Source organism: Streptomyces sp. NPDC048111 (genome assembly GCF_043202815.1).
In the GTDB taxonomy this organism is placed as follows: Bacteria; Actinomycetota; Actinomycetes; order Streptomycetales; family Streptomycetaceae; genus Streptomyces.
This window is the reverse complement of sequence record NZ_JBIDBD010000001.1, coordinates 115,570-138,793: the sequence shown is the minus strand read 5'-3', so window position 1 is coordinate 138,793 and position 23,224 is coordinate 115,570. Positions and strand designations below refer to the sequence as shown.

Here is a 23,224-nt window from a genome sequence, read left to right as displayed (position 1 = left end):
CCGAGAGGCGGCCGCCGGGAGGCCGCCCCCTCAAGACCGTCCTGAAGCATAGATGACGACGTCGCCTGCCCCTGCCGTCCCCCGATCCGGACCGCTGCCCGGCGGCCGCCAACCGGACGGTCCGCAAGAGCAGTTCGCGACCGTTCGGGGCGGCGTCATCCCGGGCGAAAGGATCCTGGGGAAGAAGGGGGTGGCGCCCGGCGTGCGACGCTTACCGGGGGCGCGTGAAAGCGGCGCCCCGGCTCCGGCCCGGCCGCCGGAGCCGACGGTCACTCCCGGCGGACCGTTCCTGACGCCACAGCGACCTCACCGGCATCTTTGTGCGTCAGAGCCTACGCATTCCTCCGCAGAGAAATGGCCGGGGTGCCGAGGGGGTTGATGGTTCAATTTCTTGGCCGGTGGAACAATTCAGGCTACCGATCATGATTTCGGGCGTGGCCTGGATCGTGTCTCCCGAGACCGGTCGAAAGCGTGGCGGGAATGCGCCCTTTACTGGATACCGGCCGGGCGTGAGGCTGTGGGGCGTCGGTCCGAGGCGTGGCACCTGCCGGAGTCGCGGCTCCCGGCATTGATCGATTCGTGCTTCATTCGCGTCGGAAACCGGGCTTGAAGGGGGACATGTGCCACTCCTGCCGATGCACCCTGCGGCCCCGCGACCCCTGCGCAAAGATTCCGATGCGGGTAGGTGGAGAGGCGAATGGCTGCGAATACTTCATCGAACAGGTGGGTTATTCAGGCGCCTTGACATGAGTTCGCGCCCGCCTCGCGCCGGACTGCGCCAGCTGTAACTCCAGTACCCCTGTGCGCCAGTCGAACCCCGTACCCTGCGCCGGATCCGCGCTCTACCTTTCTCATTACCGAAGGCATATTCCACCAGCGGTTCTCGCCGTTGAGAGGGACACGCATGACGAGTCACGCAACCGAGGTCGACCTCGACGTTCTGCTGAACCGGATCCTGCGGGAGACCGGCACGAGCGGGCGCTGGACGGTCGACGTGGACGAGATGTGGTGCCGGCTCACCCGACCACCCGGTGTCCGCCTCCAGCAGGGCTGGAAGCTGCACGTGTCCGCCACCGCCGCGTCGGCGCCCGACGTCCTGACGAAGGCGCTCGGCGTACTGCTGCACGAGGACGTGACCTTCAAGTTCGCCCGGTCGCTCGAACAGGTCGGCGCGCTCAACTCCCGTGCCACGCCCCGGGGGAGCTCCGGCAAGTTCATCACCGTGTACCCCCCGTCGGACGAGGACGCCGCACGTCTGGCGTCGGCCCTGCACGAGGCCACCGCCGGGCTCGCCGGCCCCCGCATCCTCTCCGACCAGCCCTACGCCCCGCAGAGCCTGGTGCACTACCGCTACGGAGCCTTCGTCGCCCGCCGCAGACTGTCGGAGCACGGGCTGCTGGTGTGGTTCATCGAGGACCCCGACGGCAACCCCGTCGAGGACAAACGCACCGGCCAGTACGCGCCGCCGCCCTGGGCGGTCAGCCCCTTCCCCGCCTCGGTGCCGCTGCCCCCGCAGCAGGAGCAGGCGGCGAAGAGCCCCGTGCTGCTCGGCGGCCGGTTCTCCGTACGCGAAGCGATCCGGCACACCAACAAGGGCGGTGTGTACCGGGCCACCGACGTGACCACGGGCAGGCCGGCCGTGATCAAGGAAGCCCGGCCGCACGTCGAGGCCGACTCCTCGGGGTCCGACGTACGGGACTGGCTGCGCGCCGAGGCCAGGACGCTGGAGCAGCTCAGGGGCACCGGCCTCGCCCCCGAGCCGCTGGCCATGTTCGAGACGGGCGGGCACCTGTTCCTCGCCCAGGAGGAGGTCCCGGGCATCCCCCTGCACGCCTGGGTCGCCGAGCGCTTCCGCGACGGGGGGAGCGAGCGCTACCGGGCCGAAGCGCTCGCCCAGGCCGGACGCCTGATCGACCTGGTCGCCGCCGCCCACGAACACGGCTGGATCCTGCGGGACTTCACGCCCGGCAACGTCATGGTCCGCCCCGACGGTGAACTGCGCCTGATCGACCTGGAACTCGCCGTCCGCGAGGCCGACCGCATGCCCCCGACCACGGTGGGGACCCCTTGCTTCAGCGCCCCCGAACGCCTGGAGGGCGCCCCCGTGGCGCGGACGGCCGACTACTACAGCCTCGGCGCCACGGTGTGCTTCGTCCTCGCGGGAAAGGTGGCGAACCTGCTGGCCGAGGAACCGTCCACCAGGCCCGCCGAGGAGCGCTTCGCGCAATGGCTGGCGGCCTGCGACCGCCTGCTCCACCTACCGGCCGGCCTGACCGACATGCTCCGCGGGCTGATGCGTGACGACCCCGGCGCGCGGTGGGACCCGGCCGCGGCGCGCGAGGCCCTGCGCAGCGCGGACCCGTCCCGCAGTGGCCGCCAGGAAACCGGCGCGCCCCGCCACGAAGACGCGGGAGCGTTGACGGGGCGGCCTCAACCAGCCGTCCAGGAAACGCCGTTGGGGGATGTGACGCAGCTCGCGATCACCGGAATGGTGAACCACCTCCTCGATTCCATGACCCCGGCCGGCGAACCACGGCTGTGGCCTGTGTCCACCCAGGCGGGGGAGACCGACCCCTGCACCGTGCAGCAGGGCGCGGCCGGCGTACTGGCCGTCCTGACGCGGTATTTCGAGGCGACGGGGGACCCGCGCCTGCCGGAGGCCCTCTCCACCGCGGGGCACTGGATCGCCCGGCGCACCGACCTCCGCTCCATCCGTCCGGGCCTGCACTTCGGCGGGCGCGGGATCGCCTGGTCGCTGTACGACGCCGGGCGGGCGATCGGTGACCACGAGCTGACGGACCATGCCCTGGCTCTGGCCCTGGCCCCGCTGGAGTCGACGCCGAGCTACGACATCACCCACGGCTCCGCGGGCAGCGGACTGGCCGCCGTCCATCTGTGGCACCGAACCCGCGACCCCCGCCTGGCCGAAGCGGTCATGGCGGACGCCGACCGGCTGGCCGCGGCGGCGCGGACGGAGCCGCACGGAGTGAGCTGGCCCGTTCCCGCGGAGGCGGTGTCCCAGGAAGCCGGCAAGCGCTACCTCGGGTTCGCGCACGGAACCGCCGGCATCGGCAGCTTCCTCCTGGCCGCCGCGGCCGTCACCGACCGGCCCGAGCACCTGCAGTTGGCGCTGGCGGCCGGCGAGTCCCTGGCGGCCACCGCCGTGACGGTCGGACCGGCAGCGCAGTGGCCGGCGCAGGACGCGGACGTGCCGACGGCTCCGTACTGGTGCCACGGCTCGGCGGGCATCGGCGCGTTCCTGGGCCGCCTCTGGCAGGCGACCGGCGACAAGCGCTTCGCCGACCTCGCCCACCAGGCCGCACGGGCCGTCGTGGAGCGCGCCTCACGCGCCGCCCTCACCCAGTGCCACGGTCTCGCGGGCAACGGCGACTTCCTCCTCGACATGGCCGAACTCACCGGGGAACAGCGCTACTTGGCGATGTCCGAGGACCTCGTCCGCCTCATCGCCGCCGAACGCGCCCACCGCGGCCACCACATCGTCTTCCCCAACGAGCACGGGAACGTCTCCACGAGCTGGAGCGACGGATCCGCGGGAATCCTGGCCTTCCTGGTCCGGACCCGCCACACAGGCCCCCGGCACTGGATGATCCGGCAGCCGGGCTGAGCGACAGCGAATCCATCGTCACTGTCGCCACTGCACCGAACACCTCACAGAGAAGGAGAATGTCATGGAAAACCAAGACCTTGAGGTTCTGGCCCACCTGCACGCCCTTCCGGAGACCGACCCGGTCGGCGCCGACGAAGCCCAGTTCGGCGGGACCTGCGCGTGCACCGGTCTGCTGACCCTGCTCAACACCGTCTGCGTGGGCGTCAGTTGTTCCTAGTTCCCAGACCTCCGGCCGGTGGCTGCACCACGCAGCCACCGGCCGGAGCCGGGCGGCACGTGCTCACACCGACCCCCCCCTGCGGACGAGGAGCCGACCATGCGGCCAGACGCCGACGCGCAGGCCCCCGCCCCAGCGGCGCTCCCGCCCGATCCCGTCGCGGACCCGGACCGCGTCGCACCGGCCGGGCAGCCGCCGTACGCGATCAGCACACGCGGTCTGGTCAAGAGCTATCCGGGCCCGGGCGGCGCCACCGTCCACGCCGTCCACGGACTCGACCTGGACGTTCTGAAGGGTGAGACCTTCGCCTTCCTCGGTCCCAACGGAGCGGGCAAGTCGACCACCATCTCCCTGCTGTGCGCCCTGGCCCGCCCCACGGCCGGGCGGGCGACCGTGGCCGGCGTCGACGTGAGCGAGCGGCCGGACGAGGTGCGCAGGAGGGTCGGGATGCTCTTCCAGCACAGCGCCCTCGACCCGGACCTCACGGCCGAACAGAACCTGCACATCCATGCCCGGCTGTACGGACTGAGCCGCCGCCGCGCCCGCCTGCGCGCCCTCGAAACCCTGGACGGAGTCGGACTCGCCGACCGACGCCGGGCCCGGGTGCGCACCCTGTCCGGCGGCATGCGGCGCCGGCTCGAACTGGCCCGGGGTCTGCTGCACACCCCGCGGATCCTGTTCCTCGACGAGCCGACCACCGGGCTCGACCCGCACGCCCGCGCGCAGATCTGGCAGTACTTGCGGGTGCTGCGCGACCAGCACGGGAGCACCCTCTTCGTCACCACCCACTATCTGGAGGAGGCCGAGAACTGTGATCGCCTGGGGATCATCGACCAGGGCCGCCTCGTCGCCCAGGGCACGCCGTCGGCGCTGAGGGCCGCGATCGGAGACGACCGGGTGGCACTGCGCACCAGCGACGACGCCACAGCCCGGCAGGTCGTGCGCCGGCTCGTGACCCCGGACGCGGTCGTCACGCGGGACCCCGAGGGCGTGACGCTGCGGATCCCGGACGGCAGCACCTGGATCCCCCGCCTGTGCGCGGCACTCGCATCCCACGCCATCGCCGTCCACGCCGCGTCCGCGACACCGCCGACCCTCGACGACGTGTTCTTCCACCACACCGGCCGCAGCATCAACGCACCCGAACCGCACGGGACTTCGCCGGGCGCGCCGGCGGGTGCGGCCCCGGCGGAACCCGAGGAGACCCCATGACGGCACCCGCGCTTCCGGCCTCGGACGAGGGCGGTGACGGCGGCCGGGGCGGCGGGGCCGCCGCGACCCCGGCCGCGTCCTGCCGCGAGGCCGGGCTCGACGTCGCCGCCGGCGGTGAACGCGTGCCCCGGCTCCGCCACGAGCTGCGCGCCGTCCACGCCCTCGTCCACCGCGATCTGCTGCGCCTGGCGTCCCAGCCCGTCCACACCGCGCTGATGCTGGTCCAGCCGGTGCTCTACCTCTTCATCCTGGGCGGCGGTCTGGCCGCGCTCATCCCCAACTCCTCACTGGGGGGCGGCTATCAGACCTTCCTCTTCCCGGGCGTGCTGATGATGACGGTGCAGACGCCGGCCATCATGGTCGGCATCCGGCTGATCACCGACCGGCAGAGCGGCTACGTGCGCGAACTCCTGATGGCGCCGGTCAGCCGTCCCACCCTGCTCCTCGGCAGCTGCGCGGGCGGAACGATCGTCGCCACGGTGCAGGGCGCCGTGCTGCTCGTCCTGGTCGGAGCGATCGGCCTGCCCTACGACCCGCTGCTGCTCGCGCTGCTCCTCGCGGGCATGATCCTGACGTCGTTCACCCTCACCGCGCTCGCCCTGACGCTGGCCGTGGGCCTGGACCGGCCCGAGGTGTTCAACATGCTGCTCGGCCTGGTGATGATGCCGTTGCTGCTGCTCTCCGGCGGCTTCTTCCCGGTCCAGAACCTGCCGGGCTGGACCCACGCGCTGGTCGATGTCAACCCGCTGGCGTACGGGGTGGACCTGCTCCGCCGCTGCATCGCCCTGCGAGCGCCACGGGGCGGGGCCGCGAACGGCGTCGAGTGGGCCGGGTGGCAGCCGCCCCTGCTCCTGGAGGGCGCGATCCTGCTGGGCCTGGGCGCCGTGGCCCTGCTCTGGGCCGCCAGACGCTTCAGCCGCCCCGAATGACCTCCCCCCGACTTGCGGCGGAACCCCTCCGACCCCATGTGGGGCCGTCTCGCCGGGTGCCACCGAGACGGGCCGGACGATAGGGTCGGCCCTACGAACACCGGGGTCAGCCAGGGGGTTTCCGCCGTGTCGGAGTCAGAGCGCCAGGTGATGGACGCCGCGCGCCCCGGCCCCCGGTCCGGTGAGCTGCGCGTCGGGGTGCTGGCCTATCCCGGCTGTTTCGCCTCCGAGATCTTCGGTGTGCCCGACCTCCTGACGATGGCGGGACATGTCGCGGGGCCGGACGTGCCGGGCTACCAGGTGTCGGTCCTCTCGCCCCGCAGCCGGGTCCTCGCCTCGGGTGGCGTGCGCCTGGACGTGCGTCCGCTGCGCGAGGTCGACGTTCTGGTGGTGCCCGGCTTCGAAGTGCCCGGGGCGAACCTCACCGCCCGCCTGGCCGGCTTCGGGCCCGAGGTCGCGGCGATCCGGGCGCAGGCGGCGGCGGGCGGGGCCGTCGTATCGCTCTGCGTGGGCGCGTTCCTGCTGGCCGAGGCCGGGCTGCTCGACGGGCGCCGGGCCACCACCTCGTGGCTGTACGCCGACGAACTGGCCGCGCGCTGTCCGAGGGCCGAGGTGCGGCCCGAGCATCTCGTCGTCACCGACACCGGGGTGACGACCACCGCCGCGTTCAGCGCCATGTACGACTTCGCGCTGGACCTGATCCGGCGGCACAGCGGGACCGCGGTGGCGCGTTCCACCGCGCGGCTGGCCCTGGTCGACGACGCCCGGAGCTCTCAAACACCGTACGTGGATGCCCGGTTGCTGCCACAGGCCGGGCGGGAGTTCTCCCAGCGCGTCATGCGCCGGCTCGATCAGAACCTCACCGAACGGTACGACCTCGCGGCGCTCGCGGACGCGTTCCGGGTCAGCTCGCGCACGCTGCTGCGCCGCTTCGCGGAAGAGACCGGACACAGCCCGCTGGCCCACCTCCAGGCCTCACGCGTCCGCCGTGCCCGCCATCTCCTGGAGTCCACCGACCGCACGGTGGCCGCTGTCGCCGCCGCGGTCGGCTACCAGGACCCGGGCACGTTCGCCGCCCTCTTCGCCCGCCACACCGGCCACCGCCCGAACGCCTACCGGGCCGCTTTCCGCCGCACGGGCGCCGAGGACGGACGGGACGGCCGCGGCTAGCGGGGCCCGTGCCGCGGGCGGCGCGGCCGGTTTCGCCGTTCAGGCTCCCGCTTGGAGGCGCAGGCCCGCCAGGGTCAGGTCCAGGGCCGAGCGGAACTGCTCGATGTCGTCGTGGCCCTCGAACTCGTCGACGATCTCGTGCACGAACGGGAAGTCCGCGCGGTCGAGCTCGCGCCATTCCTGGGCGTAGCGGCCGAGGAAGGCGTCGCGGCCGAGAGCGCCGTCGAGAACCTCCTGGGGCGGCTCCTGCCCCAAGTCGATCGCCGAGCCGATGACGACCCCCACGACCGCGGACACGGCGTGGAAGCGCTGGCGCGCGGTGAGGTTCAGACGCAGGGTCGGCCGGCCGAGCGTCTCGTAGAGGCGCAGGGAATTGCCCTGGACGGTGGTGTTGCGCATGAAGTAGGCGCCGAGCCAGGGCCTCTCCATGATCGCGTCGAAGAGGCTGATCGCCATCGCGCGCAGGTGGTCGAGCGGGTCGTCGTGGGAGGGGAGCGCCTCGATGTCGGCCAGTGCCGCCCCGATCACATGGTCGGTGGCGCGGTCGAGGAGCTCCTCCTTGCTCGCCACGTACCAGTAGATGCTGGCGACGCCGCCGCCGAGGCGCTGGGCCAGCGCCCGGAACGTCAGCGCCGAGGGCCCCGCCGCGTCGAGCAGGGCGACCGCCTCGGCGAGGACGGCCTCCATCGAGTGCGAAGCCCGTCGCCGCCCGCCGCGCGCACGGTCCTGCTGGAGAGTCATGATCCACCCCTCGTTGCGTCGTACCGAACGATGTTCTATCGTACTTCATCGTACGCTGTTCGATACTGGAACGCTGTTCGATGAGAGGGTCCGCACATGACCACCGCCCCGCCCCCGACGCCGTCGCGCGCCTACCCTTCGCTGCGCGCTGCGTGGATGCCCCTGGCCGCGCTCTGCCTGGCCTTCTTCGTCGAAATGGTCGACAACACGCTGCTCTCGATCGCCCTGCCGACCATCGGCCGCGACCTCGGCAGCGGCACCACGGCGCTGCAGTGGGTCACCGGTGCGTACTCCCTCACCTTCGGCGGTCTGCTGCTCACCGCCGGTTCGATGGCCGACCGGCTCGGCCGGCGCAGAGTGCTCCTGATCGGGCTCGCCGTCTTCGGCTCGCTCAGTTTGTGCGTCGTGTTCGTCACCTCGGCCGGCGAGCTCATCACGTTGCGCGCCCTGCTCGGCATAGCCGCCGCCGCGATGGCCCCCATCACCAACTCCCTGGTCTTCCGTCTCTTCGACGACAAGGCGCTGCGGATGCGCGCCATGACCGTGATGATCATCGTCGGCATGTCCGGCTTCGTCCTCGGACCGCTGCTCGGCGGCACCGCGCTCGCCCATGTGCGCTGGGAGTGGCTGCTCGTGGTCAACGCCCCGATCGCCGTGATCGCCTGCATCGGCGTCCGCCTCGGTGTCCCGGCCGACCGGCCGCAGGACCTGACGAAGGACGCGCTCGACCTGCCCGGCGCCGTCCTGAGCGTCGCCACCATCGGCCTCGCCTGCTACTCGCTGACCAGCGGTGTCGACCACGGCTGGCTCTCCGCCGCCACCCTCGTCTCGGTCGTGGGCGCGCTCGTGGCCGGGATCGCGTTCGTGCTGCACGAGCGGCGCAGCGCCGCGCCCATGCTGGACCTGCGGCTCTTCTCCAACGGCACCGTCCGCGGCGCCGCCATCGCGCAGATCGGCACGTCCATCGCGATGGCCAGCGTGATGTTCGGGCTGATCCTGCACTTCCAGTACGCCTACGGCTGGAGCCCCGTGCGGGCCGGTCTTGCCAACCTGCCGATCATCGTGACGATGCTCGTGGCCACCCCGCTGTCCGAGTGGCTCGCGCGCCGCTTCGGTCACCGCATCGCCTGCGTCGTGGGCGCGGCCTGCCTGGCCGGCGCCCTGGCCGGGCTCTCCTGGGGCGTCTACCACGGCTACGCCGTCATCGCGGTGTGCATGGTGCTCATGACCGTGGGGCTGCGCACGGTGATGACGATCTGCGCGGTCGCCCTCGTCGACGCGATGCCGAGCAACCGCACGTCCATCGGCGCGGCCCTCAACGACACGGCGCAGGAAGTCGGTTCCAGCATCGGCACCGCGGTGGTCGGCACCCTGATCGCCGCGCTCGTCACCACCCAGCTGCCCGCGGGTACGTGGAGCAGCGGCCTGGTCGGCTCGTTCTTCCACGGGGAGCGCATCACCTACGCCCTCCTCGCCGTGGTGGTGGGCCTGATCGGCGTCGGCGGCGCGCTGAGCCTCACCAACTCCCACGCGGTGGAGGAGCAGCCCGCCGTCGAAGAACTCGTCTGACGCCGAGGGGCACCGGGGCGCGGGGCGTCGGTGCTCCGCGGCGCCGGGGCTCCTAGGCATCCGGGCGACAGGGCGCCGGTCTCCAGGCGTAGGTCGCGCGCCCGATCCGGCCCGTGCCGGGGGCGTGCGAGCATCACCTCATGTCGCACTCCTGGCCCAGCCATCTCGAGGTGGGCGCGGTCCGCTTCGTCCGCCCCACCGCCCGGTTCGACGACGTGATGGTCTTCTACCGTGACGTCCTCGGCCTGCCCGTCCTCGCCGCCTGGCGCGACCACGACGGCTACGACGGCATGGTGCTCGGCCTGCCGGGGACGCCGGTGCACATGGAACTCCTGCAGCACGGCGATCCGCCCCGCATCCCCGAGCCGCACCCGGAGAACCAGTTGGTGCTCTACCTGCGCGGCCCCGAGGCCGTCGCCGCTGCCGCGCGGCGGCTCACCGCCCACGGGCACAGCCCGGTCGCCTCCGCCAACCCGTACTGGCCGGCGCGCGGAGCGGTGCTCTTCGCGGACCCGGACGGCTGGCTGGTCGTGCTCGCGCCCTGGGTCTTCGGCGAGGAGTCCCCGCCGGAGCCGGTGGCGAACTGATCGCCCCCACGCACAACGCGGCCGCACCGAAACCGAGTTGAGAGGCACCGGGATTGGTCTGGACCTTGACAGGTTCAGACCATTCCGCTTGAGTCAGCCGGGATCCCCCTCGACTCCCAGAAGGAGTGGTCGCGTGTCGAGACAACGGCTCATCGCTCTTCTCACCGCGCTCGCGGTCGCGCTCGGACTCACCATCCTCGTGCCGCTGGCATCCACCGCCTCCGCCGCCGCCACCTGCGCCGGCGCCTGGAATGCCTCCTCGGTCTACACCGGCGGCACGTCCGCCTCGTACAACAGCCACAACTGGCAGGCCAAGTGGTGGACCCAGGGCGAGACGCCCGGCGCAGCCGCCGTCTGGGCCGACCAGGGCGCCTGCGGCGGAGGTTCGGGCGGCACCGGCGGGACCTGCAACTACCCTGCCTGGGCAGCCGGTCACGCCTATGTGGCCGGCGACATCGTCAAGTACACCGACGGCAACTACTACGTCGCCGAGCACGACAACCCGGGCTACGACCCGGTCATCAGCACCTGGTTCTGGGACCCGTACAGCTGCAACGGTGGCGGGGGGCCGACGGATCCGCCGTCCAGCGGGTCCTTCGTGGTCAGCGAGGCCCAGTTCAACCGGATGTTCCCGAACCGGAACGGGTTCTACACCTACAGCGGTCTGACCGCCGCGCTCAGCGCGTACCCGGGCTTCGCGAACACCGGCAGCGACACGGTCAAGAAGCAGGAGGCGGCGGCGTTCCTCGCCAACGTCAGCCACGAGACCGGCGGCCTCGTCTACATCGTCGAGCAGAACACTGCCAACTACTCGCACTACTGCGACGCGACCAAGCCCTACGGCTGCCCGGCCGGACAGTCCGCGTACTACGGCCGCGGCCCGATCCAGCTGAGCTGGAACTTCAACTACAAGACCGCCGGGGACGCCCTCGGCATCGACCTGCTGAACAACCCCAACCTCGTGCAGAGCGACTCGGCCGTCGCCTGGAAGACCGGTCTGTGGTACTGGAACACGCAGAACGGGCCCGGCACCATGACCCCGCACAACGCCATGGTCAACGGCGCCGGATTCGGTGAGACCATCCGCAGCATCAACGGCAGCATCGAGTGCAACGGCGGCAACCCCGCCCAGGTGCAGAGCCGGATCAACGCGTACCAGAGCTTCGTCTCGATCCTCGGGGTCCCGGCGGGCAACAACCTGAGCTGCTGACCGAGCCGAAAGCCGGTGTGCCCCCGCCCTGTGTTGCAGGGCGGGGGCACACCGGCGTACGCGCGCGGATCACAGCTTCATGCGGTGCACACCTCCCTGCACCGTGCCGACGTACAGCAGGCCGCCGGCGCTCGCCAGGCTCGTGGCGTTGAGGTTCTGCAGGCCGTTCGAGACGTTCTGCCAGCTGCGCCCGCCGTCCGTGGAGCGCAGCACCCCCCGCCCGCCCCGGGGCAGGGCCGTGTCCCAGGAACTGGTGGTGGCCGCGTACAGCGTGCCGCCCACCTGGAGCAAGTCGCTCACCCGCAACGGCAGTCGACCGGTGTCGGCGGTGGCGAAGGTGCGGCCCCCGTTCGTGGAGACCTTGATCGCGTCACCACCGGTCAGCATCTTCGAGCCGGTGAACTCGATGGTGTCGACGCGGCCGTCGGCGACCTTGGTGATGTCGTCACCGCCGTTGTCCGAGCGGTAGAGACCGTCGGGGGCGCCCAGCCACAGCCGGTCGGGGTTCTTCGGGTCGCCCGCGACGGCGGTGAAACGAGTCCGGTCGTCGAGCAGGTTCTTCCAGGTGGCGCCGCCGTCCTCGGTGGAGAACAGGCCCTTGCCGAGCAGGTTCGCGTACGAGACGTAGACGCGGTCGGGGTCGGCGGGGTGCACGGCCAGGGCGTACACCGTTCCGTTGCTCTCGCCCTTCTCCTGCCAGGTCGCGCCGGCGTCACCGCTGCGCTGGAGGTGGAAGTCGCCCCAGGCGCCGTAGCGCACCCGCCACACGATCCGCGAGTCCTTCGCGGATGTCTGGAGGAGCCGCGTCTCGGCGCCGATCATGCCTTCGCCGCCCGTGGTCCCCCACTCCGCGCCGTTGGCCGGAAGGGGGGTGCGGTGTGTTCCCTGCGGGCCGGCCGCGAGCAGCTGACCGCCGCTGACGGCAAGGGAGTTGACGGTACTGCCCTGGACGCCGAGACGGCGGTAGTCCTTGCCGTCCGGGGTGGCCCGGTAGACGCCCGCGGCGTCGGCCGACACGGTCAGCGAACCGTCCGGCCAGCGGTCGAAGTCGGAGGTGGTGGAGGCCTTGTTCGCGGACGGAATGGTGCTCCAGTGCCGGCCGTGGTCGCGGCCGACCCTGATGTCCTTGCCGTAGCCGACGTACAGGTCGCCGCCGGTCAGCGTCAGGCCGGTGGCGCCGTAGCCGTGGTTGTCCAGGGTGGCCCAGCTCCCGCCGCCGTCGAAGGAGCCGACGATGCCCGAGCCGATCTCGTAGATCGCCACGACCTGGCTGTCCGCGACGACGTTGACGGAGATCCCGCCGCTGGGCGCGTCGTACACCTTCGTCGCCTTGCCGAGGGAGCCCAATGACAGGCCGTCGCGCCGCCACACCGACTTGCCGGCCGAGAAGTAGAGGCTGTCACCGCCGATCGCGACGTCGTACACCGCGTCGACCGGGATGCCGAGCGGCTCGGTGGTCCAGGTGTCGCCGCCGTTCTTGCTGATCAGCAGGTCGGTGGCGGTGACCGCCACGAGGGTCTTGCCGGACTCGTCGGTGAGGAAGTCGGTGAGGCGGGCGTCGGGGGTGTCCAGGGTCCGCCAGGTGCGGCCGCCGTCATCGGTACGCAGGATCGAACCCTTGCGGGGGATGCCCGACCTGCTGTTGGCGGCGTACCACCAGCGCTTGGCGTTCTTCGGGTCGATGGCGGTGAAGGCCCGCCCGCCCACGTCGCCCATCGGCAGCCGGGTGTGCTGCTGCCAGGTGGCGCCGTTGTCCGCGGTCGACCACGGGCCGAGCTTGTCGTACTGGGTGAGGACGGCCGTGCCGGGAGCGCTCGGCGCCGTGGTGATGTCGCCGCTCTGCGAGTTGGGCCCGACGGGCTGCCAGCGCGAGCGCCGGCTGTCCTCGGGGGTGACCTCGAAGCCGTCCTGGTTGGCGGTCAGCGTCTTGCCGTCGGTGGTGCGGCCGGACGCGGAGACCAGATGCGCGCCGGTGCCGCGCCCGGTGATCTGCGCCTCGTAGACGTTGCCGGAGCGCAGCGTGGTGGCGACGGTGTACGGCCGGCCGTGCGGCGGGGTGACGGTCAGCACGGGCGGCTTGGCGAGCGGGGCCGGGGTGAGGACGACGGCGCTGGAGGTGCCGTCGCTCGGGTCGGGGCCCGCCTGCAGGAACAGCTGCCGTACGACCAGGAGGTACGGGACGCGCAGCGCGCTGCCGTGGTCGGGGCTGACGGTGACCGTGCCGGCGATCTCCGCCTCACCCGCCGGACGGTCGGCCCGCAGGGTCACGGTCGCCGTGGCGCTGCCGCCGGCCGGGACGCGCAGGGTGTCCGGACTGACCCGCGCCTGGCCGCTCACCTTCAGCCGGACGGTACGGGCCTTGCCGGCGGAGTTGGTGACGGTGAGCTTCCTGCTGCCGCCCACGGTGCGCGCGGCCAGATCGGCGAGGCCGTAGGAGAGGGTCGCCGGGGAGGTGGTGATGCCGGCGTCCGCCGCGTCGGCCGCGGAGGCGGCGTCCAGCCGCCCGGAGCCGACGGTGCTCACGCCGTTGTCCTTGAGCTGCTGGGCGGAGCCCACCAGCTCGGAGGTGACCTTCGCGGGGGCCTCGCCCGGGTGCAGCTGGCGCAGCAGGGCCGCCGCTCCCGCCACGTGCGGGGCCGCCATCGACGTGCCCGACATGCGGTAATAGCCGGGCGCGTAAAGGGACTTGGGGATGGTGGAGCGGATGTCGTACCCCGGCGCGACCAGGTCCGGCTTCAGGTTCCAGCGCTGATCGGGGCCGCGTGAGGAGAAGGAGGCGATCTTGTCGGTGACGTCCGTGCCGGTGATCGTCACCCGCACCGGGCCCGCGGCCAGACGGCGGCCGAGCTCGGCGTACTGCGTGGAGTCCATGCCGAACATGACGATGTGGTCCATGCGCAGCGAGTCGCCGGAGTCCTTGAGGGAGGTCTGCGGCGCCAGCGGGACGGAGCCCCCCTCGGGAGCGGGGGACAGGGACGGCTCCTGCTCCGCGGACCGCGGCGCGGCGAGCACGGGGCCGCTGCTGCCGGACGGCCCGCCGAACAGGGCGACGGCGCCGCGCCGTTCGGCCTCGCGGGCCATGTCGATCTCGTTCTGGTACAGGTCGAGCGAGGACTGGGCCACCAGCATGTCCACGCGGACGGCCTTGCCCTTGACGTCACCGGCCCCGGCCCAGTCCTCCGCGGTGCCCCGGCCCACGTCCACGAGGGCGGTGGTGAGGGGTTTGGCGGGCGGGTTGGCGGAGACGAGGCCGCGGTAGGTCTGGATCTTCCCGCCGCCCTGGTAGGCGGCGCCGGGTATGCGCAGACCGCTGATGGAGGCGCCGACCGCGATGACGCCGTCGGCGGCCGCCGGGGTGCTGATGGTGCCGCTGCCGGGCCCCTCGTTCCCGGCGGAGGCCACGACCACGACTCCCGCGCGCACGGCGGCCGTCGCGGCGGCGCCCAGCGGATCCGTGCCGTCGCCCTGGCCGCCGAGGCTCATGTTGATGACATCGGCGCGGTGGGGATTGGCCGGGTCGATCGCGGCCTCGATACCGGCCACGATGTCCGAGGTGTAGCCCGAGCCGGCGTCGTCCATCACCTTGTACGCGAGGATGCTCGCGCCCGGCGCCATGCCCGTGACGCCGCCCTTCTCGGCGGCCCGGCCCGCGATGATGCCGGCGACGTGGGTGCCGTGCCCGTTGTCGTCCATCGGGTCGCCGTCGCCGTTGGCGAAGTCGTAGCCGCCGACCACCTTGTGGCCCTCGCCGAAACCGCCGCCGAGGTCGGGGTGGGTGTAGTCGACCCCGCTGTCCAGGATGGCGACGGTGGTGCCCCTGCCGTCGGCGCCGTTGCCCGCCGCGTCCTTGCGCCGCCACACCTGCGGGGCGTTGACCAGCGGCACGCTGGTGTCGGTGAGGGCGTGCACCTTGGCGTCGGGAACCACGGAGGTGACACCTGGCAGCTGCTTGAGCGCGGCGACCTCGGACGTCTTCACGGTGAGCGCCACCGCGTTGAGCAGCAGGTTCAGCCGGCGCGGAGACACGGCGTGCAGCCCGGCGCCCTTGGCCCGGTCGAGGAACGTCTGCTGGCGGGCGGCGACGGCCGTGCGGTCCGCGGTGATGCGGTGGGCGTCCGCGGCGCTCAGGGTTCCCCTGTTCGCGGCGGCGGCCTCCCCGGTCAGCGTGACGATGACGCGCTGTTCCGGATCCGGTCGGGGGTCCGCGGTGGCGGACTGGGGCGCCGCGGACAGCAGGCCGCCGAGGACGACGGCCGACAGCGCGGCGGTAAGGGTTCTTCGAGGGGTCATGCTGGACCAAGTAATCGGAATCCAGTGGTCCAGACAACGTTTTCGCCTGGCCTATTGCTGCCCCTGGCACAGAGGGGCCAAGATCCATTCCATGCCCGAGCTGACCGCCGCCGGAATCGAACCGTTCGACGAGAGCGTCTACCGGGCGATCCTCGTCCGCCACACCGCCTCGCCCGCCGAACTGGCCGAGGACCTGTCCTGCTCTCCCGAGCGGGTCGCCCGCGCCCTCGACAGGTTGCGCGAGAACGGCCTGGTGGGCCGCCTCTCCGGAACGCGGCGCCGCTACGCGGCCATCGAGCCGGCCGCGGCCCTGGAATCCCTGGTGCGCTCGCGCGCCGCCGACCTCGACGCCGTCCGGGCGGCAGCGGGTGAACTCTCCCTGCTGTTCACCACGGCCCAGCGGGGCGGCGCCGACCAGATCGAAGTCATCACCGGGGGCGAGGCGTTGGGCCGCTGGTTCGTCCAGCTCCAGCAGGAGGCCCACGAGGAGGTCATCACGCTCGACCGGCCGCCCTACGCCCTCACCACCTCCAACCCGGTCGAGTCGACCGCCCTCACCAGAGGCGTCCGCTACCGCGCGGTGTACGCCCCGGAGGCCCTGGAGTGGCCCGGAGTCCTCGGTGACATCCGCGAGTTGGTGTCCCACGGCGAACAGGCCCGCGTCCTGCCGGGCCTGCGCGTCAAACTGGCCATCGCCGACCGGCGCCTGGCCCTGATGCCGCTCACCCTCGACTTCACCACGGAGGTACGGGCCGCCGTCATCCGCCCCTGCGCCCTCCTGGACGCCCTGATCGACTACTGGGAACTGTGCTGGCGCACGGCCACCCCGCTGGACGCCCCGGCCGACGACCCGCTCGGCGAGGAGGACCGCCAGATGCTCACCCTGCTGGTCGCCGGGCTCAAGGACGAGGCGATCGCACGCCAGTTGGGCTGGTCGGTACGGACGATGCGCCGCCGCATCAGCCGCCTCCACGAGGAGCTGAACGCCGCGAACCGCTTCCAGGCGGGAGTGATCGCCGCGAGACGGGGCTGGATATGAGCCGCCGCCCCCGCCCGTGCGTCCCCAGCGCCCCGCGCCCCGGGATGCGGACGTCCGGTACCCGCCACCACCGTCAATGGGCGTGGAGCGAGCCCCAGTCGAAGTTCTGCCCGAAGCCGCTCCCCGAGCCGCCGGTGCGCACCTGCCGGGTCGCGTAGTACGTGGCCTTCACGTCCGCGTTCGAGTTGACGGCGGTTCGGGTCGCCCCGTCGCCCCAGACGCTCCAGATGACCCAGGGGCTTGCGGTCAGCGCATTGCCGCCGTCCGCGGTGACGGGCATGTCGAAGGTCTCGGCCAGCATCCGGGGCTTGGCGTAGTCGGCGAGGCCCCGGTGGTAGATGTTGGTGAAGTCGCGGTTCTCGGGAGTGGCCGCGCCGGAGCCGTACCGGGGGTTGTAGTCGTCGACGGCGACGATGTCGACGCGGTCCGCGCCCGGGTAGTAGTCCCACGGAACGTCGCCGCCCTGCGGTTGCCACGCGTTGGGGCACCACACGAAGATCAGGTTGTGCAGGCCCCTGGTCTGCACGAGATGGTCGTAGGTGATCCGCCACAGCTTCTGATAACTTGCCGGGGTCTTGCCGCCCCACCAGAACCAGCCGCCGTTCATCTCGTGATAAGGGCGCAGCAGGACGGGGATGTCGTACAGCGCGAAGTAGGACAGGGTGGCGGCGAGCAGATCGAGATCCGCCAACAGGGCCTGGTACTCAGGGGTGTTGGACTCCCGGTCGACGAGGCGGTCGAACCACTGCTGGTCGGTGGTGAGGCCCGCGACGGGGTAGGAGGCCACGCCTGCGGGCCGCTTGCCCTGGACCTGGGTGAGGACCTGGCTGAAGTCCTTGAGCGCCGAACCCGGGTACGGCTGGTGGAAGCTGACGCCGACGATGCCGGACGCGGCCCCGCCGTTGACGACGGCCGTCCGGGTGCCGTCGAGCGCGACCATGACGCCGCCCGGGTTGTACGTGCCGTCCGCGGGGCGCGGAAGGCCCTTCCACACGCCGGTGGCGAGGTCGACGGCGTCGTCCACGTACTGCCACTGCGGCTGCTGGTCGGGCAGGCCGAGGCCCCGGTTGTAGGACCGGGACGCGAACGTGCCCCAGCCGTTGGTGCTGCCGTACCCGGGACCCAGGTCGATCTCGACGAAGCCGGGCAGCCTGCCCGTGATGGCCCGGATCTTGTCGTAGTAGTACCCGGTGTGGGTGCGGCCGCCGGCGTCGCCGTAGGCGGGGTTGTACAGCTCGTTCTGGGCTTCCGTGTGGCCGCCGATGACGGTCACGGGGTTGGTCCCGGCGCGTGCGTTGTTCTCCAGGGCCACCAAGTGGTCATACACGGCACGGGCGTTCAGTGACGCCTGCGGGTCGCGCGCGGTCAGTGACAGGGTGATGCGCGGGGCGGCCACGGCACGGGCGGGACGTACCAGCCCGGCCACGGCCGCGGCCCCCGAAGCGGCGAGGAGCGTACGGCGGTGCATGGCTGCCCGATCTGCGGGGGACGGTGATCACCTGATGGTACGGGCGAGGGTCACGGGGTGCGCCGGCCGGCCCGTCCTGTCCGATCCGGCGCTTAAGGCCGGATCGGACAGGACGGCGCGGGCGGGCCGCGGCGCCCTAGATGACGCCCTGGGCGAGCATCGCGTCGGCGACGCGCTCGAAGCCGGCGATGTTGGCGCCCGTCACATAGTCGCCCCGGGCGCCGTAGCGCTCGGCCGTCTCGTGGGCGACCGCGTGGATGGACCGCATGATGCCGGCGAGTTCGTCCTCCACCCGCTCGCGGCTCCAGGCGACGCGGCCCGCGTTCTGGGCCATCTCCAGCGCGCTGACGGCGACACCGCCCGCGTTGGCGGCCTTGCCGGGACCGAAGGCGACGCCCGCGTCCTGGAAGAGGTGCACCGCCTCGGGAGTGGTGGGCATGTTCGCGCCCTCGGAGACCGCCTTGACGCCGCTCGCGATGAGCGTGCGCGCGTCGTCGGCGCCCAGCTCGTTCTGCGTGGCCGACGGGAAGGCCACGTCCGCGGGCACCTCCCACACCCGCCCACCGGGCACGAAGCGGGCCGAGGGGCCGCGCCGGGTGGCGTACTCGCTGATGCGGGCGCGCTCGACCTCCTTGATCTGCTTGAGGAGCGCCAGGTCGATCCCCTTGTCGTCGACCACGTAGCCGGAGGAGTCCGAGGCCGTGAGCGGGTTGGCGCCCAACGCCTGCAGCTTCTCGATGGTGTACAGGGCCACGTTGCCGGAGCCGGAGACGACCGCGCTGAGCCCGTCGAGGGACTCGCCGCGCACCTTCAGCATCTCGGCGGCGAACAGCACGGAGCCGTAGCCGGTCGCCTCCGGGCGGATCGCCGAACCGCCCCAGCCCTGGCCCTTGCCGGTCAGGACACCAGCCTCCCAGCGGTTGGTGATGCGGCGGTACTGGCCGAACAGATAGCCGATCTCGCGCCCGCCGACGCCGATGTCACCGGCCGGGACGTCGGTGTGCTCACCGATGTGGCGGGACAGCTCGGTCATGAACGACTGGCAGAACCGCATGACCTCGGCGTCGGACCTGCCGCGCGGGTCGAAGTCGCTGCCGCCCTTGCCGCCGCCGATGCCGAGGCCGGTCAGGGCGTTCTTGAAGATCTGCTCGAAGCCGAGGAACTTCACGACGCCGACGTCCACCGAAGGGTGGAAGCGCAGCCCTCCCTTGTACGGGCCGAGCGCGCTGTTGAACTCCACCCGGTAGCCGCGGTTGACGTGGACGCGGCCGTGGTCGTCGGTCCACGGCACCCGGAAGATGATCTGCCGCTCGGGCTCGAGAAGCCGCTCGAGGAGCCCGTGTCCGGCGTACTCGGGGCGGGTCGCGAGGACGGGGCCCAGGGTGTCCAGGACCTCTCGCACGGCCTGGTGGAACTCGGGCTGTCCGGGGTTGCGGCGCTCGATGTCCGTCCGCAGAGCGTCCAGACGGTCCTTGGGGTCGGTCACGGTCATGTCCCTTCCGACGTGGGTTCCAGGGCGTGCGGGCCCGGTTCACAGTGCCACACCACGGCCCGGGACGGTCATACCGGTCCACCCCTCGGAAGACGGTCAAGTCTCGTTAAAGAGGTCCCTGTTGCCGGGCGATTCGTCCGCACGCCCTACCGTTTCGCCCCCGTGCACGCGCGGGAGGGAGCGCCACGCGAGGATGGCGGCGGCCCGTACGGGGCAGGCGGCCGAGTATGGGTGACGACGTCGCGATACCGGGGTCCCAGGGGCCCGGCCCGGCCTACCGCTGTGCTTTCGTTCTGGGCGGTGGCGGGGCCCTCGGTGCCTACGAGGTCGGCATGCTCAGGGCGTTGATCGAGGCCGGGATCCGGCCGGATCTGGTCGTCGGGACGTCGGTGGGCGCGATCAACGGCGCGGCGATCGCGGCCGAGCCGACCGAGCGGGCCGTGCGGGAACTGGCCGATCTGTGGGGGAGCCTCGGCCGCTCCGGTGTCTTCTCGGGCTCGGTGCTCCACCGCATCCGGCGCGCCGCCCGCAACCGGACCCACGTGTACTCCTCGCAACCGCTGTACGAACTGCTGTCGACCCGGCTGCCCGGCAAGCGGATCGAGGACCTCGCGGTGCCCTTCCAGTGCGTCGCGGCGAGCATCGAGCGGGCCGCCGAGCACTGGTTCACCGAGGGCCCCCTGGTCCCGGCCGTGATGGCGTCCTGCGCCGTGCCCGGACTCCTGCCCCCGGTCGAGGCGGGCGGTGAGCACTTCTTCGACGGCGGCCTGATCAACAGCATCCCCGTGGGCCGGGCCGTGGCGGCCGGGGCCCGTACGGTCTACGTCCTTCAAGTCGGCCGCGTGGAACGGCCGTTGCGCGCGCCCCGTGCACCCTGGGAGGTGGCGTCCGTGGCGTTCGAGATCGCGCGCCGCCACCGCTTCACCCGTGACATGGCGGACCTCCCGGCCGGGGTCGAGGTGCACCTGCTGCCCACGGGCGCGGGCTCGGGCGCGACCTCGGGCAAGGGCGAGGACATCGCCGCCCGCAAGCTGCGCCACCGCGACTTCGGCCTCTCCCGACAGCGCATCGAGCGGGCCTACGAGGCGTCGGCCGCCTACCTGGAGGCCGCACACAAGTCCCGTAGGGGCAGCGCCCCATGAGCGGCACGGCGCTCGCACGGGACGCGGCCAGACGGTGTGTGACGCTGCCCGCGCTGGTCGCCCTGATACCCCTGGCGCTGACCGTGTTCCTCACGACCCTGGTGCTGGCCCCGCTGTCGCTGCTCGCCGGACGCTCCGCACGCGGCTGGCAGCCGCAACGGCTGGCTCTCTACGCGCTGGTGTATCTGGTGGCCGACCTGGCGGGCGTGCTCGCCGCGTGTGTCGTACGGTTGCGGTGCCTGAGCGCGGGCAGGCGTCGCGAGGAGCTGCTCGTGGCGCTCAACTACCGGGTCCTGGACGGCCTGTTGAGGTTCCTGGTGAGGTGTTCCCGGCGGATCTTCGCCCTGCGTACGGAGGTCGATCCGCCGATCCCGCCGCGGGCGGCCCCGACGCCGGAGGGCATCGTCGTCTTCGCCCGCCACGCGGGCCCGGGGGACTCGATCCTGATGGTCCACGGTCTGCTCTGCGGCGCGGGCCTGCGTCCCCAGGTCGTGCTCAAGGAGTTCCTGCGCTGGGACCCCTGTCTCGACCTGGTGCTCAGCCGCCTGCCCCACTGCTTCGTGCCGCGCCGTACCGACGGCCGGACGGCCGACGCGATAGCGGCGCTGGCCGCGGGCCTGCACGCGGGGGAGGCGCTGCTGGTGTTCCCCGAGGGCGGCAATTTCACCGAGCGCCGCCGACGCCGGGCCATCGGCTGGCTCACGCGCACCGGCCGCCTGCGGCGGGCCGCCCGGGCACGCCGGCAGCACCACGTCCTGCCGCCCCGGATGGAGGGGTCCCTGGCGGCCCTCGACGGCGCGGGGGACGCCGGGGCGGAGGTCGTCTTCGTCGCGCACACCGGACTTGACCACATCGACTCGCCCGGCAGCCTGTGGCGGGGCCTCCCCCTGCGGGCGCCGGTGCGGGCCACCTGGTGGCGGGTGCCGCACCAGGCGATACCGCCCGGCCGGCCGGCGCGGGAGTCGTGGCTGACCGATCAGTGGGCGCGGGTGGACGGCTGGATCGACGAGCAGTGCGGTGAGCAGGCGGCGTCCGCCGGACCCAGCGCTGTGTGACGCTCGGCGGGCGTAACGGCGAGCACCACGTGGCGGCCGAGAGCCGTGTTACGACCGAACACGGCGTTCCGACCGAACACGGCGATACAGCCGAGCACCGCGTCGCTGTGCTGCGCGGCGCCCGCGCGGCGCGACGTCCGCGGTGACCCCCGGCGGGCGCGTACGACCGGGAGCGAACGGCACCGGGGCCCGGCAGCGCAGGACATGCGCGGGGGCGCGGACGGCGGGAAGCTGGAAGTGGGCCCGCGTCGGAAGGAGACGCCGTGGACGGAGCATCGGATCCGCGAGCCGCGGGCGAGCCGGACCCCGCGCCGGACGGCGGGCGCTACGGCACGGGCCTGTTCACACCCGATGCCACGGGCGAGGACGAGCGCATCGACTACGGCGCCCTCGCCTATGACGCGGTGACGCGGGCCCGTCTGGCCGCGCTCGGCGCCGGGCCCGGGTGGCGCTGTCTCGACGTGGGCGCCGGCACCGGAACGATCAGCCGCTGGCTGGCCGACGAGGCCGGGGTCGACGAGGTCCTGGCGCTGGACCGCGACCCCCGGTTCGTGCGCGCCGATCCCGGTGGACGCGTCCGTACGATGACCGCGGACATCACGGACGCGACCCTGGCACCGGGCCGGTTCGACCTCGTGCACTGCCGCTTCGTCCTCATGCATCTGCCGGAGCACGCGCAGGTGTTGCAGCGCCTGGCCGAGTGGGTGGTGCCCGGCGGCTGGCTCGTCGTCGGCGACGCCATCGATCTGACCACGGCCCAGTCGCCGAGCAGCGCCTACCAGCGGGTGATGACGGCCATGTGGCTGGCGCTGCGGGAGCGGATCGGTACGGACATCAGCTGGGTGCCGCGCTACCCGCAGCTGTTGCACGACCTGGGGTTGCTGCACGTCGGTGCGGAGATCGTGGTGCCGCCGCTGACCGTCGACGCCCCCATTACGGCCTTCTGGAAGCACACGTGGTCGGGCATGCGGGACGCTCTGGAGGCCGGCCCGTTCCTGAGACCGGGCGAACTCGACGACGCCTTGGCCGAGTTGGCCTCACCCTCGCTCGCCGCCCTCTCTCCCGGCATGATCACCTCGTGGGGGCGCCGGTCCTGACTGCCCGACCGCTGCGGTCTGACGCATCGTCAGGCCCAGACCGGCGCCGGCCGGGAGCGCTGCCGCGCGACGACGACATCGAACCGTCCGATTCCTCCCGTAAGGCCGTTGTTCGGTCCGGGGCGAACGAGTTCGAGACCCTGCCTGCCGGCAGCGGACGCTGGACCTCCTTGCGGAAAGGGGGATCCAGGGATGATCTGGTGTCGGTTGGTCGAGGTGGTCCTTGAGCAGTGCGTGCAGGGGGTCTGCGGCGTGCCGCTGGCGCTCGGACTGTCGCTCTTCGTGCGGGGCGTACGGTCGCGGTCGGACCATGCCCTGTGCACCGGGGGAGTGCTCGTGCTCCTCGTCGTTCTCGCCCGGTGACGTGTGAGCGGCGCC

17 protein-coding genes are annotated in these 23,224 nt (G+C 72.2%); 13 read left to right on the top strand and 4 right to left on the bottom strand.

Annotation, left to right across the window (positions count from 1 at the left end):
* The first annotated feature begins 904 nt into the window (after positions 1-904).
* From lanL to ACGF3I_RS00610, 5 genes are all read left to right on the top strand, one after another.
* Positions 905-3,625, top strand: a complete 2,721-nt coding sequence (gene lanL / locus ACGF3I_RS00630; protein WP_393128303.1) for a class IV lanthionine synthetase LanL — start codon at positions 905-907, stop codon at positions 3,623-3,625.
* A gap of 64 nt (positions 3,626-3,689) precedes the next feature.
* Positions 3,690-3,845, top strand: a complete 156-nt coding sequence (locus tag ACGF3I_RS00625; protein ID WP_393128302.1) for a VenA family class IV lanthipeptide — start codon at positions 3,690-3,692, stop codon at positions 3,843-3,845.
* Between the two features lie 99 nt (positions 3,846-3,944).
* Positions 3,945-5,057, top strand: coding sequence for an ATP-binding cassette domain-containing protein (locus ACGF3I_RS00620; protein WP_393128301.1), 1,113 nt, complete (start codon positions 3,945-3,947; stop codon positions 5,055-5,057).
* Positions 5,054-5,986 carry an ABC transporter permease gene (locus ACGF3I_RS00615; protein WP_393128300.1) on the top strand — a complete coding sequence of 311 codons (933 nt, stop codon included), beginning with the start codon at positions 5,054-5,056 and terminating at the stop codon, positions 5,984-5,986. Before ACGF3I_RS00620 ends, ACGF3I_RS00615 begins: the two co-directional genes overlap by 4 nt.
* Positions 5,987-6,112: 126 nt before the next feature.
* Complete coding sequence (locus ACGF3I_RS00610) at positions 6,113-7,156, top strand: GlxA family transcriptional regulator (protein WP_393128299.1); 1,044 nt, start codon at positions 6,113-6,115, stop codon at positions 7,154-7,156.
* Between the two features lie 39 nt (positions 7,157-7,195).
* On the opposite strand, the gene ACGF3I_RS00605 is transcribed toward ACGF3I_RS00610, so the two are convergent.
* Positions 7,196-7,843 (bottom strand): TetR/AcrR family transcriptional regulator, encoded by a 648-nt coding sequence (locus ACGF3I_RS00605; protein WP_393129073.1) that lies wholly within the window; start codon positions 7,841-7,843, stop codon positions 7,196-7,198.
* Between the two features lie 150 nt (positions 7,844-7,993).
* Here ACGF3I_RS00605 and ACGF3I_RS00600 point away from each other — a divergent pair, with 150 nt between their 5' ends.
* The 3 genes from ACGF3I_RS00600 to ACGF3I_RS00590 all read left to right on the top strand — a co-directional run bounded on the left by ACGF3I_RS00600 (position 7,994) and on the right by ACGF3I_RS00590 (position 11,263).
* On the top strand, positions 7,994-9,466 hold the full coding sequence (locus ACGF3I_RS00600) for an MFS transporter (RefSeq protein ID WP_393128298.1): 1,473 nt from the start codon (positions 7,994-7,996) through the stop codon (positions 9,464-9,466).
* A 140-nt stretch (positions 9,467-9,606) separates the two neighbouring features.
* A complete protein-coding gene (locus tag ACGF3I_RS00595) occupies positions 9,607-10,053 on the top strand; it encodes a VOC family protein (protein WP_393128297.1) in 447 nt (148 codons plus the stop codon).
* A 133-nt stretch (positions 10,054-10,186) separates the two neighbouring features.
* On the top strand, positions 10,187-11,263 hold the full coding sequence (locus ACGF3I_RS00590; RefSeq protein WP_393128296.1) for a glycoside hydrolase family 19 protein: 1,077 nt from the start codon (positions 10,187-10,189) through the stop codon (positions 11,261-11,263).
* Between the two features lie 69 nt (positions 11,264-11,332).
* Here the strand turns inward: ACGF3I_RS00590 and ACGF3I_RS00585 are convergent, their stop codons facing one another.
* Complete coding sequence (locus ACGF3I_RS00585; protein ID WP_393128295.1) at positions 11,333-15,553, bottom strand: S8 family serine peptidase; 4,221 nt, start codon at positions 15,551-15,553, stop codon at positions 11,333-11,335.
* Between the two features lie 91 nt (positions 15,554-15,644).
* Here ACGF3I_RS00585 and ACGF3I_RS00580 point away from each other — a divergent pair, with 91 nt between their 5' ends.
* Complete coding sequence (locus tag ACGF3I_RS00580; RefSeq protein ID WP_393128294.1) at positions 15,645-16,592, top strand: helix-turn-helix domain-containing protein; 948 nt, start codon at positions 15,645-15,647, stop codon at positions 16,590-16,592.
* 73 nt (positions 16,593-16,665) lie between these two features.
* On the opposite strand, the gene ACGF3I_RS00575 is transcribed toward ACGF3I_RS00580, so the two are convergent.
* Positions 16,666-18,060, bottom strand: coding sequence for a glycoside hydrolase family 26 protein (locus tag ACGF3I_RS00575; protein ID WP_393128293.1), 1,395 nt, complete (start codon positions 18,058-18,060; stop codon positions 16,666-16,668).
* Positions 18,061-18,196: 136 nt separating this feature from the next.
* Positions 18,197-19,552, bottom strand: a complete 1,356-nt coding sequence (gene gdhA / locus ACGF3I_RS00570; RefSeq protein ID WP_393128292.1) for an NADP-specific glutamate dehydrogenase — start codon at positions 19,550-19,552, stop codon at positions 18,197-18,199.
* 227 nt (positions 19,553-19,779) lie between these two features.
* On the opposite strand from gdhA, the gene ACGF3I_RS00565 reads away from it, so the two are divergent.
* From ACGF3I_RS00565 to ACGF3I_RS00550, 4 genes are all read left to right on the top strand, one after another.
* Complete coding sequence (locus ACGF3I_RS00565; RefSeq protein ID WP_393128291.1) at positions 19,780-20,694, top strand: patatin-like phospholipase family protein; 915 nt, start codon at positions 19,780-19,782, stop codon at positions 20,692-20,694.
* On the top strand, positions 20,691-21,749 hold the full coding sequence (locus ACGF3I_RS00560; protein WP_393128290.1) for a 1-acyl-sn-glycerol-3-phosphate acyltransferase: 1,059 nt from the start codon (positions 20,691-20,693) through the stop codon (positions 21,747-21,749). Before ACGF3I_RS00565 ends, ACGF3I_RS00560 begins: the two co-directional genes overlap by 4 nt.
* Before the next feature lie 263 nt (positions 21,750-22,012).
* Positions 22,013-22,846 (top strand): class I SAM-dependent methyltransferase, encoded by an 834-nt coding sequence (locus ACGF3I_RS00555; RefSeq protein WP_393128289.1) that lies wholly within the window; start codon positions 22,013-22,015, stop codon positions 22,844-22,846.
* 192 nt (positions 22,847-23,038) lie between these two features.
* Complete coding sequence (locus ACGF3I_RS00550; RefSeq protein ID WP_393128288.1) at positions 23,039-23,209, top strand: hypothetical protein; 171 nt, start codon at positions 23,039-23,041, stop codon at positions 23,207-23,209.
* Positions 23,210-23,224: the final 15 nt, after the last annotated feature.

Coding starts and splice junctions, on each gene's coding strand:
- lanL (WP_393128303.1), top strand. CDS start 905: ATGACGAGTCACGCAACCGAGGTCGACCTCGACGTTCTGCTGAACCGG.
- ACGF3I_RS00625 (WP_393128302.1), top strand. CDS start 3,690: ATGGAAAACCAAGACCTTGAGGTTCTGGCCCACCTGCACGCCCTTCCG.
- ACGF3I_RS00620 (WP_393128301.1), top strand. CDS start 3,945: ATGCGGCCAGACGCCGACGCGCAGGCCCCCGCCCCAGCGGCGCTCCCG.
- ACGF3I_RS00615 (WP_393128300.1), top strand. CDS start 5,054: ATGACGGCACCCGCGCTTCCGGCCTCGGACGAGGGCGGTGACGGCGGC.
- ACGF3I_RS00605 (WP_393129073.1), bottom strand. CDS start 7,843: ATGGAGGCCGTCCTCGCCGAGGCGGTCGCCCTGCTCGACGCGGCGGGG.
- ACGF3I_RS00600 (WP_393128298.1), top strand. CDS start 7,994: ATGACCACCGCCCCGCCCCCGACGCCGTCGCGCGCCTACCCTTCGCTG.
- ACGF3I_RS00595 (WP_393128297.1), top strand. CDS start 9,607: ATGTCGCACTCCTGGCCCAGCCATCTCGAGGTGGGCGCGGTCCGCTTC.
- ACGF3I_RS00585 (WP_393128295.1), bottom strand. CDS start 15,553: ATGACCCCTCGAAGAACCCTTACCGCCGCGCTGTCGGCCGTCGTCCTC.
- ACGF3I_RS00580 (WP_393128294.1), top strand. CDS start 15,645: ATGCCCGAGCTGACCGCCGCCGGAATCGAACCGTTCGACGAGAGCGTC.
- ACGF3I_RS00575 (WP_393128293.1), bottom strand. CDS start 18,060: ATGCACCGCCGTACGCTCCTCGCCGCTTCGGGGGCCGCGGCCGTGGCC.
- gdhA (WP_393128292.1), bottom strand. CDS start 19,552: ATGACCGTGACCGACCCCAAGGACCGTCTGGACGCTCTGCGGACGGAC.
- ACGF3I_RS00565 (WP_393128291.1), top strand. CDS start 19,780: ATGGGTGACGACGTCGCGATACCGGGGTCCCAGGGGCCCGGCCCGGCC.
- ACGF3I_RS00560 (WP_393128290.1), top strand. CDS start 20,691: ATGAGCGGCACGGCGCTCGCACGGGACGCGGCCAGACGGTGTGTGACG.
- ACGF3I_RS00550 (WP_393128288.1), top strand. CDS start 23,039: ATGATCTGGTGTCGGTTGGTCGAGGTGGTCCTTGAGCAGTGCGTGCAG.